Raw genomic sequence first — 11,159 nt, forward strand, 5'->3', positions numbered from 1 at the left:
AGAAACCGATGACACTGATCGAATGCCAATCCGAATTGGATATCGCCCTGGTGAGCGATTTACGCCAGCGTTTACTGGATGCCTTACAAGCGGGCGAACCGCTGGAAATCGAGGCCAGCGCGATACGCCGAGCGCACACCGCCGCTCTACAAGTGTTCCTTAGTGCATTCGTCGAAGCCCGTTCCTTGGGCATATCGATCAGTTGGCGCAACCCCTCCCCAGCTTTGCTGGAAGGCGCCCGCTTGCTGGGGCTGGTGGATGGCTTGGGGCTTACCGACACCGACGCGGCTTGAAAGATAGGTTTTTAGAATAAACACATTGGAGAATCAACAAGATGGCAAACATACTCGTGGTAGACGACTCCGCGTCGATGCGGCAGATGGTGGAGTTCACTCTCAAGGAAGCTGGCCACCAGGTCACAGTGGCCGAGGATGGGCAAGCGGCGTTAGCAATCGCCAAGGGCGGTCTGACCTCCGATCTGGTCATCACCGATGTCAACATGCCCAACATGGACGGCATCACACTGATTCGGGAATTGCGGAGCCTACCCGCTTATAAATTCACCCCGATTCTCACTCTGACCACCGAATCCACCACCGAGAAGAAGATGGAGGGTAAGGACGCAGGGGCAACGGGCTGGATCGTCAAGCCGTTCAATCCAGAAAAACTGTTGGCGACCGTCAACAAGGTCTTGGGATAACACTCCCATGGCTATTGATCTCGCTCAGTTCATCCAGACCTTCTTTGAAGAAAGCTTCGAGGGCCTGGATGTCATGGAGGCCGGCCTGTTAGCTCTGGAACCCGATGCGGCAGTTGACCTGGAGCAAATCAACACCATCTTCCGGGCAGCCCATTCGATCAAGGGCGGCAGCGGCACGTTCGGTTTCAAGAACGTCACCGATTTCACCCATCTGATGGAAACCCTGCTCGATAAGATGCGGGAAGGCCGGATGGCAATTAGTCGGGCTGCGGTCAATACCCTGCTGGAATCTGTCGATTGTTTGCGGGAAATGCTCGTCGCCGCCAGGGAAAATGCCCAGGTCGATGATGAGCGCGTCCAGGCATTGCGGGATCGATTGATGCAGTTGCTGGAATTGAAGCAAACCGCACCGACGGCCACGCCAGCCAGTGATGAACCCACACCGCCGCAGACGCTGGGTTGGTGCATTCAATTTCAGCCGTACCCGCAGATGATGCATAGCGGCAATGACCCGGTGCGGATGTTCCGCGAGCTTGCCGAGTTGGGCGAGCTGACAGTCCGTCCCGATGTAGCTCGACTGCCCCGGCTGGCGGATTTACAGCCTGAAGATTGCTATCTGTCATGGGAATTGGAGCTAGTCGGACTCGCGCCGCACGATGCGGTCGCCGAGGTATTTGCCTGGGTGGAAGGCGATTGCGAGTTAACCCTGACACCGCTGGTGGAAGCGGTGACGCCAGTATCCGCCGCGCCGCCGTTGCCAAGCCCGGCCGTCCGGCCCGGCACCGCTGAAGAAGGTCAACAGGGTGAGCTGTTGCTGGAACGGCGCCAGACCGAGGATCGCCGCAAAGGCGACCGCCGCGCCAGCGCGGTGACCACGCCCGACGGCGGTTCAATCCGGGTCGGCATCGATAAGGTCGATGCCGTCATCAACCTGGTGGGTGAATTGGTCACCACGCAGTCGATGCTCAGTGCCTTGGGCGAAGGCTTCGACATGAGCCGGCTGGATAAGCTGCATGAAGCGTTGGATCAACTGGACCGCAATACCCGCGATTTGCAAGAGCACGTCATGCGCATCCGCATGTTACCGGTCAGCTCGGTGTTCAGTCGCTTCCCCCGGCTGGTGCATGACATGAGCGGCAAGCTGGGCAAGGAAGTCGATCTGCGGATCAACGGCGAACAGACCGAACTTGATAAAACCGTCATCGAAAAAATCGGCGATCCGTTGGTCCATCTGATCCGCAACAGCCTTGATCACGGCCTTGAGCCACCGGATGAGCGGGTGCGAGCTGGCAAACCGGCCACCGGCGTCATCAGCCTGGATGCCTACCATAAAAGCGGTAGTATTTTCATCGAGGTCGGTGATGACGGACGTGGCCTGAACCGTGAAGCCTTGTTGCGCAAGGGTTTGGATACCGGGCTACTTAAAGCGGGCGAGGACTACAGCGATGAACAGATTTACGAGTTGATCTTCCATCCAGGGTTATCGACCGCCAAACAGATCAGCGACGTGTCCGGCCGGGGCGTTGGTATGGATGTGGTCCGCCGCAACATCCAGGATGTCGGCGGCAGTATCCAAATCACCAGCCAGCCGGGGAAAGGAGCGCGCATCACCATTTGCCTGCCGCTGACCCTGGCGATCCTGGATGGCCAACTGGTCAGCATCGGCCAGGATTGTTACATCATCCCGCTGCTGTCGGTCATCGAATCGGTGCAGATCCGGGCTGATGCCGTCAACCGGGTGGCCGGCAAAGGAGAAATCCTGCGGTTTCGCGGCCAACCGTTACCGATCTTGCGCCTGTACGAGCTATTTGGGACGGAAGACGCCGTAACCGATTTAGAAAAAGGACTCCTGGTGGTGGTAGAGGCGGATGGCCGGCAGGTCGGTCTGTTCGTCGATGATTTAGAAGGGCAGCAGCAAATCTCCATTAAATCTTTGGAAAAAAATTTCCGGCGGGTTTCCGGCGTGGCGGGTGCCACGATCCTCGGCGACGGTCGGGTCGGTTTGATTCTCGATATATCCGGATTGATCCGGGTCAATAACCCAGTGCTGTGAGGTAGACGATGAACACGAAAACGACTGATTTAGCCACTTTAGGCCCACGGGGCCTGTCCAAGCGCGACGCCACGGCGGAAGGCTTGCAATACCTGACTTTTAGCTTGGCGGGCGAGGAATACGGCATCGACATTTTGAAGGTGCAGGAAATCCGTGGCTGGGCACCGGTGACCAAAGTGCCCAACGCGCCACCCTTCGTGCGCGGGGTGATGAACCTGCGCGGCGCTATCGTTCCGGTGATCGATCTGCGCTTGCGCTTTGGTTTGGAAACAATGGCCTATACCAAGACCACGGTGGTGATCGTGGTCACGGTGCAATCAGCCAGCGGCAGTCGGATCATCGGCACGGTGGTGGACGGGGTATCGGATGTACTCAATCCGAACGCCGCCGACATCCAGCCACCGCCGGATTTCGGCACGGCCGTCCACACCGAATTCATCAGCGGCCTGGTCACCATTGAGGCGGGCATGGTGATGTTGCTGGATGTGGATCGGCTTTTGAGTGTGGAAGAAATGTTTGCGCTGGAGACGGTGCGGCCCGCCAACGAACATGGCATCGCGCAGGCGGCGTAAGCGTCGTCGCAGGCCAACAGGAAAAGATTAAAAAATCCGGGAGCAAAACGGCAGTGAACGGCGAATTCGAATTTTCCGAGCAGGATTTCCAGCGAGTCCGCCGGATCATTGGTGATATTGCGGGTATTTCTCTAGCAGACGGCAAACGCGAGCTGGTGTACAGCCGACTCTCCCGGCGCTTGCGCCAGCGTGGCCTGCAACGCTTCGAGGATTATTGTAACTTGCTGGAAACGCACGAGGATACCGATGAGATGGGCGAATTCGTCAATGCGTTGACGACCAACCTCACCTCTTTCTTTCGGGAAGCTCACCATTTCGACTACCTGGCCCGCGAGTTACTACCCGCCTTGGTGCGGGCCGGTCAGTTCGGCAGCCGCCGCCTGCGCATCTGGTCGGCCGGCTGCTCGACCGGCGAGGAACCCTACTCCATCGCCATGGTGGTCCGGGAAAGCCTGCCCTCGGTCGGTTGGAATGTAAAAATTCTGGCGACCGACTTGGATTCCAATGTACTGGCCACCGCCGAGCGCGGCGTCTATGACGCCAGTCGCATTAAGGATTTACCGGAAGCGCGCGTGCGGCGCTGGTTCCAGAAAGGCCGGGGCGCCCAGGCCGGTCAGGTGCGGGTGGCATCGGCGCTGCGTGAGCTGATCACGTTCCGTCGGCTAAACTTGATGGAAGATTGGCCGATGCGCGGCCCGTTCAACATCGTATTCTGTCGCAACGTGGTGATTTATTTCGATAAGCCTACCCAGCGAATTTTGTTTGACCGCTTCGCCAACGCGCTGACCGAGGCGGGGCATCTGTTCGTCGGTCACTCCGAATCCCTGTTCAAAGTGACCGAGCGGTTCGCGCCGCTAGGCAAGACCATCTATCAACGCTGCCTTTGAGGTGCGCGAACATGAGAGCTGTCCCAGCCGGCCAAAAAAGAATCAAACATTTACGCCTACCCGAATTCACTGATGCCAAAAGCTATTGGGACCCAATCCAAAACGTGGAGGTGGTCAGAATTCTGGCAGGGGAATACTACGTGACCCACTGCGAGGAAATGATCACCACAGTGCTCGGTTCCTGCATTTCGGTCTGCATCCGCGATAAAGCCATCAACATCGGCGGCATGAATCACTTCATGCTGCCGGAAGAAAACCGCTCCAACGGCGACGATAGCCCACGTCGGCTGACCGCCGATGCCGCCTACGGCAGCTACGCCATGGAACGGCTGATCAACTGCATCCTCAAGTACGGCGGCCGCCGAGAAAATCTGGAGATCAAAATCTTCGGCGGGGGCCGGATCATCGGTGGAATGACCGATATCGGCCAACAGAACATCGCGTTCGTGCGGAGTTATTTGCGTACCGAACGTCTGGCAGTCCTCGCTGAGGATGTCGGCGGCGACTTACCGCGACGGATGGCCTACCTGCCGGTGTCCGGCAAAGTCCTGGTTAAAAAACTGCGCAACATCCGCAGCGAAACGATCATCAAACAGGAAAATGTTTACCGGGAGGATCTGCGCCGGAGCAGCAGCCAGGGCGGTGACGTCGAACTGTTCGGAGATTTTGGCTAATGGCTGACAAAATCAAAGTTCTCATCGTCGATGATTCTGCCTTAGTCCGGCAGATTCTCGCCGAAATTCTCGATCAGGACCCCGGCATCCAGGTCGTAGGGGCGGCGGCTGACCCTTACGCTGCGCGGGAAAAAATCAAGCAACTCAATCCCGATGTCCTGACCCTGGACGTCGAAATGCCCAGGATGGACGGCCTGACTTTCCTAAGCAATTTGATGCGGTTGCGGCCCATGCCGGTGGTGATGGTGTCGTCGCTCACCGAATCCGGGGCAACAGTGACCTTGCAGGCGCTGGAACTGGGCGCGGTCGATTTCGTCACCAAGCCCAAGGTCGATCTGGCCCACACCCTGGATGATTATGCGCTGGAAATCCGCGAGAAAGTGCGGATGGCCGCGCGCGCACGGGTGATCGAACGCCGCTCGCCGCCCCCGACGACCAAGCTGCCGGCGGCGGGCGAAAAATATTCCGCCGATGTCATCTTGCAGCGGGAAGAGCGCGCCCGGCCCTTCAAGACCACTGAAAGCCTCATCGCTATCGGTGCCTCGACCGGCGGCACCGAGGCGATCAAGGAAGTGTTGATCCGTATGCCCCTGAGCTGTCCGGGTATCGTCATCACCCAGCACATTCCCGAAGCCTTCAGTGGGCCGTTCGCCCGTCGCATGGATTCGGTGGCGGCGATTTCGGTGTGTGAAGCGCGCGACGGTCAACAGATCTTTCCCGGCCATGCCTACATCGCCCCCGGCGACCGCCATCTGATGCTGGTGCGTGACGGCGCCCGTTACGTCTGCCGCCTCAACGACGGGCCACCGGTCAACCGCCATCGCCCCAGCGTGGACGTGCTGTTCCGCTCAGTTGCCGCCAACGCCGGCCAGAATGCGGTGGGTGTGATCTTGACTGGCATGGGTGATGACGGGGCGCGCGGCATCAAAGAAATGCGCGAGGCCGGCGCGCCCACTCTAGCCCAGGATGAGCAGACCAGCGTGGTGTGGGGAATGCCAGGGCAAGCCGTCAAACTGGGCGGAATCGATAAGATTCTGCCCCTGGAAGCCATCGCCGCGCACATCATGCGGCTTGCGGAGGAGCACTCGCGATGAGAGGGGACAGCAGCGTGCGTGCGGTGGAATCACCAGCGCCCGACCTGGACGAGACGGCGCGGCTCGGCACTAAAATTCTGGTTTGCCTGCGCGATATCCTGGCTTCGAAAGATGTCAAGGTGCATGAAGATATCCGGCGCGGTAAAACCATCATCAGCGATGCGGCGGTCAAGCTCAGCAATAGCTTCAACGGCCTCAACAGTCAGACCCGCGCCCAGCAACAACTGGTGGCCTCGCTGATTGAGGAGGTATCGCAAAAGAAAGCGGGCGGAACCAACAACAATCGCGCCAGTGTGCGGGAAATCGCCGACGGCATGTCGTTGATCCTGCAAGGCTTCATGGATACCTTGGCCCAAGTCAGCGCCCAGAGCAGCGGGGTGATCGCCAAGATGGAAGCGATGACCGAAGTGGTCAATCAGACGTTTTCCCTGCTCAGCAACGTCGAGATGATCACTAAGCAAACCAATTTGCTGTCGCTGAATGCGTTCATCGAAGCGGCCCGCTCCGGTGAGGCTGGCCGGGGATTTCAGGTAGTCGCCACCGAAATGCGCAATCTTTCGCACAGTTCGGCACGCCTTAACGAACAAATTCGCGTCCAGGTCGAACAATCGAAAAAAATCGTCCACGAGACCCGCGATGTGGTCAATCAGATGGCGATGCGCGATACCACCTCATTGATCGAAGCGAAAGACCAGGCCGATATCCTGTTTGCCAAGCTGGGGGTGATGAATGAGTACATCTCGGAAAATCTCGGCCAGGTATCGGACTTGAGCCAAGGCATCGACCGCAGCGTCGGCTTGGCGGTGCAGTCCTTGCAATTTGAAGATATCGTCGGTCAGTTGCTGTCGCACGCGGATCGGGAATTGAGCGAACAGGAACAAGTGTTGAGCGAATTGCGCAACCGCTTGCGCAGCTTCGCCGAGAGCACGCAAAACGGCGGCGATACCCGTGAGGCGCTGCTGGAACTGCAAGACAACCTGCACGCTTTGCAACGGTCGGGGCTATGCCAGAAAAGCAAGACGGTCTTACAGCAATCAATGGACGAAGGGGACGTGGAACTCTTTTGACCCTCTCCTCCGCCACGAGCCAAGCCGATCAGGACTAACCCCATGCGCAACAACCTTCCCGTCACCGACACCGAATACGTGCTCCCCGACCAGATTGCACTGGTCTCAATGACCGGTCTCGACAGCCGGATCACCTACGCCAATCCGGCGTTTATCGAGACCAGCGGCTTCACGAAGGATGAGCTGCTCGGCCAACCGCACAATCTGGTGCGCCATCCCGACATGCCTCCCGAAGCCTACGCCGATCTATGGCGAACGATCAAAGCCGGCCAGCAATGGACGGCGCCGGTCAAGAATCGGCGTAAGAACGGGGATTATTATTGGGTCAAGGCCAACATCACGCCGATTATCAAAAACGGCCGTCCGGTGGGCTACATGTCGGTACGGGTCAAACCCAGCCGCGAGGAAATCGCCCAGGCTGATGCGCTCTATCGCGCGATACGAACCGGTGCGAATCGTCACGGTGTCTGTGCCGGTCATGTGGTCCGCACCGGCGTACTCGGCAAACTGCTCAGATGGACTCACCCGGATATCCAGACCCGCATTTGGCTTGCGCTGCTCACGTTGCTGTTGGCCATGGTCGGATTTGCGGCAATCGCACTGCCAGGATTTGGCACTGGCTTGGGCTGGGCTGGCATAGGGGCGCTGGGTGGTTTCGGTCTACTGGTGGCTGGTGGGTTGGGCTGGTGGCTGTATCGCTCGGTAGCGAAACCGCTACGCGAAGTGGCAACCATGTCCCAACGCATCGCCGGCGCTGACTTGACCGGGCGTTTTGGCACCACGCGGGATGATACGCTGGGTTTGGCGGTACGCGGACTCAATCAGACCAACGTCAACCTCTGGGGTATCGTGTCCGATGTCCGCGCCCAAGTCCACGGCGTCCATGACGCAGCCGCTGATATCGGCGCTGGCATTGAGGATCTTTCCACTCGCACCGAAGCCCAGGCATCGAACCTGCAACAGACCGCCGCCAGCATGGAGCAAATCCACGCTACCGTACAGCAAACCGCTGATCTGGCCCGCCAAGCCAACCGATTGGCGCTATCCGCAGCCTCTGTGGCTGAACAGGGTGGTCGCGCGGTTGACCAGTTGGCCGCTAATATGGCCGACATCGACGCAGGCTCGGCCAAAATTGCCGATATTATCGGCGTGATCGATGAAGTAGCCTTTCACACCAATATCCTGGCTTTAAACGCGGCCGTCGAAGCCGCCCGCGCCGGCGAACAGGGACGAGGATTCGCCGTAGTCGCAGATGAAGTGCGCAATCTGGCGCAGAAAACCGCGACCGCAGCCAGGGAAATCAAACACCTGATCACCGATTCACTGGCTAAAGTGGCATCCGGCAGTAAACTGTCCGACGAAGCCGGCAAGACGATGGCGGCAACGGTATCGGCAATCAGCGGAGTCGCCACGATCATGGGTGACATCAACCGCGCTACTGATGAGCAGGCAGCCGGCATCGCCCAAGTCAATACAGCAGCCATGCAGCTGGATCGAGCGACCCAGGAAAATGCCGCCTTCGCCGACCGGATTAACGCCGCCGCGTTGCTGTTGAACTATCAAGCCAATACCCTACGGGAAGCAGTCGGCATCTTTCATATCAGCTGAGCAGGCCCATCGCACCACGGTGGGGCCTTAAGGAGACAGGCCGTGCCGAAAGGGTTATCTATTCTGGCCAGTTTGTTGCTGATTGGAATCTTTGCGTTGCCAAACCCAGTCAACGCGACCGGTACAGCAGCGGAACGGGTGGATTTTGGCGCGAATCCCGGTCAGTTACGTCTGTTTTTCTATCGACCCGACACTCTGCGAACACCGGCTGCACTGGTGGTGGCTTTGCATGGTTGCCAGCAGACGGCTTTGGAGTACGCCCGGCTGACTGGCTGGTTGCAACAGGCCGACCGGTGGGGCTTCCTGCTGTTGTTGCCGGAGCAGCGGTTGATCAATAATCCCCAACGCTGCTTCAACTGGTTTCGGCCCGCACAGGTGACACGCGACCAGGGCGAAGCCGGCTCAATCCGGCAGATGATCGCCCGGTTACAGACGGAATTTCCCATCGACTCGCAACGGATCTATGTCGCTGGCCTGTCAGCGGGTGGAGCGATGGCTGCGGCGTTGTTGGCGGTTTATCCGGATGTGTTCGCCGGTGGTGCCAGCATCGCTGGAGTCCCTTACGGCTGCGCCAGCGGAATGCTCGGCGCCCTGTACTGCCAGTCCTGGGGCCGCGATTTGCGCCCCGCCGAATGGGCGGAAAAGGTGCGCCACACCGCCGCCGAGGCGAACCTACACCCGCAACGCTGGCCGATCCTCTCCATCTGGCAAGGTCAGTCAGACTGGGTGGTCGATTCCACCAACGCCCGCGAGTTGGCCGAACAGTGGAACGCACTGCACGGCCTGCAATCGAATGCGGCCAGTGAGGAAACCGGCCAAGGCTACACCCACCGGGTTTATCGTGATGCCACCGGCCAGCCGCGCGTCGAAAGCTACTTGATCGCCGCCATGGGCCATGGTCAACCCATCGATCCAGGATCGAGCGCTGCGCAATGTGGCACTGCGGCCGATTACGTGCTGCCGGTTGGGATTTGCGCCAGCGAGCGCATCATCCATTTTTGGGGATTAGCACCGTAAATCGCCCAAAATCCGCGTCAGTTCCGCTTCAGGATCGAACAAGCTCTCAGCCGAGGCCGTGAAGGTACGATGGACGAAATTTCCATCGGCGGTCGTCTGGTATTGCGCTCGATAATACGCCGGCCGGGCCAACAGATCGCCGACACCGGCCAAAAGAGCCGCCACATCATCCGAGCGGCTGTATAACCCAAGGCTGGCGCGCACCATGCCCTGCTGACGCTTCAGCGTGGCCACTGCGTCCTCGGCATCTGGATCAAGCTCCAGCGCCCACAGCTCCGGTTTCAGCAGTTCCCGCACGTAAGGATGCGCGCAAAAGCACCCGTTGCGAACCGCAATGTTGTGATAATCGTTGAGAGCAGCGGCCACCAGCCCATGCTCCAACCCCGCCAGATTGAAGGCGACGGTGCCCAGTCGCGGACTGCGCGCCAAATCCAGATCACCGTATACCCGCACGCCAGGCAAAGCGGCCAACCCGCCCAGCAAATCGGCCAATAATGTCTGCTCAGCGGCGTGAATCTGCGCCATCCCGACCCGTTGCAGCACATTGAGCACCGCGCCGAGCTGGACCGCACCCAGGATATTGGGCGTGCCGGCTTCTTCACGGTCGGGGAATCGACTGGCGATTTCATAGCCGGCCAGATGCACGTCTTCCACCATACCGCCGCCGACCTCATCCGGCTCTTGCCCTTCCAGCAACGCCCGCCGTACCACGGCCACGCCCGGCGAACCCGGCGCATAGAGCTTGTGGCCGGAGAACACCACGGCATCCAGCGCCCGTTCGGGAGCGCCCGTATCGCTGCAAGCCAATGGCGCGTGAGCCAGTGCTTGGGAGGCATCGACCACCACCCAGGCACCGTGGGCGTGTGCCAAGGCCGCGATATCATGCACCGGGTTGATGATTCCGGTCACATTGCTCGCCGCCGAAATGGCGATATAGTTGACTTGCCCAGGGTGCTGTTCCAGTACATCTGCCAGCGCCGCCAGATCGACCGTCCCCAGCGCGGGAGATGCTCCAGTCAAAGGGATATGGACGACCCGACCGGCCTGTTTGCGATGCGGCAGATCGTTGGCGTGATGCTCCATCAGTGACACCAGCACCAGCTTGCACTCTGGCCGACGCGCTGCCAGTCCCCGCGCCAGTCGATTGAGTGCGGCGGTGCAACCGCTACCGGCGAAAAAGGCTGTGTAATCCACTGGATCAGCGCCTAAGAAGCGCAGTACCTGGGCGTGTGCCCAATCAAGGGCATGGCTGGCAATCCGTGCGGAAAAATGCAGTTGGCTATGGCTATTGGCATAATGCGGCAACAGCACGTCCGTTAGCCGCCGCGCACACCCTAACGCCAGGGTGGAGGCCGCCGAGTCCAGGTAGTGCCGACGCACGAAACGGCCATCGGCCAACCGATAACCGGTATCAAGCCCGTTGAAATCTTGCTGGATCGCCGACAGCGACACGGTTTGGGCATGTTGGTTCACTCGAAATCGCACCT

11 protein-coding genes are annotated in these 11,159 nt (G+C 59.4%); 10 read left to right on the forward strand and 1 reads right to left on the reverse strand.

Annotated features, from left to right (window positions below; genetic code table 11):
• Nucleotides 1-8: 8 nt before the first annotated feature.
• Genes BN873_RS08545 through BN873_RS08590 form a run of 10 tightly spaced genes read left to right on the forward strand, consistent with a single transcriptional unit; the run spans nucleotide 9 to nucleotide 9,672 of the window.
• On the forward strand, nucleotides 9-293 hold the full coding sequence (locus tag BN873_RS08545; RefSeq protein WP_048672882.1) for an STAS domain-containing protein: 285 nt from the start codon (nucleotides 9-11) through the stop codon (nucleotides 291-293).
• A gap of 41 nt (nucleotides 294-334) precedes the next feature.
• The gene (locus BN873_RS08550) at nucleotides 335-700 is read left to right on the forward strand and encodes a response regulator (protein ID WP_048672884.1); all 366 of its coding nucleotides are present in this window, start codon (nucleotides 335-337) and stop codon (nucleotides 698-700) included.
• Between the two features lie 7 nt (nucleotides 701-707).
• Nucleotides 708-2,753 carry a chemotaxis protein CheA gene (locus tag BN873_RS08555; RefSeq protein ID WP_048672886.1) on the forward strand — a complete coding sequence of 682 codons (2,046 nt, stop codon included), beginning with the start codon at nucleotides 708-710 and terminating at the stop codon, nucleotides 2,751-2,753.
• Between the two features lie 8 nt (nucleotides 2,754-2,761).
• The gene (locus BN873_RS08560) at nucleotides 2,762-3,325 is read left to right on the forward strand and encodes a chemotaxis protein CheW (protein WP_082161179.1); all 564 of its coding nucleotides are present in this window, start codon (nucleotides 2,762-2,764) and stop codon (nucleotides 3,323-3,325) included.
• Between the two features lie 53 nt (nucleotides 3,326-3,378).
• Nucleotides 3,379-4,212, forward strand: coding sequence for a CheR family methyltransferase (locus tag BN873_RS08565; protein ID WP_242434398.1), 834 nt, complete (start codon nucleotides 3,379-3,381; stop codon nucleotides 4,210-4,212).
• An 11-nt stretch (nucleotides 4,213-4,223) separates the two neighbouring features.
• The gene (gene cheD, locus BN873_RS08570; protein ID WP_082161180.1) at nucleotides 4,224-4,886 is read left to right on the forward strand and encodes a chemoreceptor glutamine deamidase CheD; all 663 of its coding nucleotides are present in this window, start codon (nucleotides 4,224-4,226) and stop codon (nucleotides 4,884-4,886) included.
• Entirely contained in the window at nucleotides 4,886-5,980 is a 1,095-nt protein-coding gene (locus BN873_RS08575; RefSeq protein WP_048672890.1) for a protein-glutamate methylesterase/protein-glutamine glutaminase, read from the forward strand. The genes cheD and BN873_RS08575 overlap by 1 nt, the downstream gene beginning before the upstream one ends.
• On the forward strand, nucleotides 5,977-7,047 hold the full coding sequence (locus tag BN873_RS08580; protein WP_048672892.1) for a methyl-accepting chemotaxis protein: 1,071 nt from the start codon (nucleotides 5,977-5,979) through the stop codon (nucleotides 7,045-7,047). Before BN873_RS08575 ends, BN873_RS08580 begins: the two co-directional genes overlap by 4 nt.
• 42 nt (nucleotides 7,048-7,089) lie before the next feature.
• Nucleotides 7,090-8,655 (forward strand): methyl-accepting chemotaxis protein, encoded by a 1,566-nt coding sequence (locus BN873_RS08585; RefSeq protein WP_048672894.1) that lies wholly within the window; start codon nucleotides 7,090-7,092, stop codon nucleotides 8,653-8,655.
• 42 nt (nucleotides 8,656-8,697) lie between these two features.
• Complete coding sequence (locus tag BN873_RS08590; RefSeq protein ID WP_053085274.1) at nucleotides 8,698-9,672, forward strand: extracellular catalytic domain type 1 short-chain-length polyhydroxyalkanoate depolymerase; 975 nt, start codon at nucleotides 8,698-8,700, stop codon at nucleotides 9,670-9,672.
• Here BN873_RS08590 and BN873_RS08595 read toward each other — a convergent pair.
• Nucleotides 9,661-11,145 carry an aminotransferase class V-fold PLP-dependent enzyme gene (locus tag BN873_RS08595; RefSeq protein ID WP_171820441.1) on the reverse strand — a complete coding sequence of 495 codons (1,485 nt, stop codon included), beginning with the start codon at nucleotides 11,143-11,145 and terminating at the stop codon, nucleotides 9,661-9,663. The genes BN873_RS08590 and BN873_RS08595 overlap by 12 nt on opposite strands.
• Between the last annotated feature and the right edge of the window lie 14 nt (nucleotides 11,146-11,159).

The organism is Candidatus Competibacter denitrificans Run_A_D11 (genome assembly GCF_001051235.1).
Lineage (GTDB): Bacteria > Pseudomonadota > Gammaproteobacteria > Competibacterales > Competibacteraceae > Competibacter_A > Competibacter_A denitrificans.

Excerpts from the sequence above, each read along its gene's own strand:
- BN873_RS08560 (WP_082161179.1), top strand. The coding sequence starts at position 2,762 with ATGAACACGAAAACGACTGATTTAGCCACTTTAGGCCCACGGGGCCTG.
- BN873_RS08585 (WP_048672894.1), top strand. The coding sequence starts at position 7,090 with ATGCGCAACAACCTTCCCGTCACCGACACCGAATACGTGCTCCCCGAC.
- BN873_RS08555 (WP_048672886.1), top strand. The coding sequence starts at position 708 with ATGGCTATTGATCTCGCTCAGTTCATCCAGACCTTCTTTGAAGAAAGC.
- BN873_RS08550 (WP_048672884.1), top strand. The coding sequence starts at position 335 with ATGGCAAACATACTCGTGGTAGACGACTCCGCGTCGATGCGGCAGATG.
- BN873_RS08580 (WP_048672892.1), top strand. The coding sequence starts at position 5,977 with ATGAGAGGGGACAGCAGCGTGCGTGCGGTGGAATCACCAGCGCCCGAC.
- BN873_RS08575 (WP_048672890.1), top strand. The coding sequence starts at position 4,886 with ATGGCTGACAAAATCAAAGTTCTCATCGTCGATGATTCTGCCTTAGTC.
- BN873_RS08545 (WP_048672882.1), top strand. The coding sequence starts at position 9 with ATGACACTGATCGAATGCCAATCCGAATTGGATATCGCCCTGGTGAGC.
- cheD (WP_082161180.1), top strand. The coding sequence starts at position 4,224 with ATGAGAGCTGTCCCAGCCGGCCAAAAAAGAATCAAACATTTACGCCTA.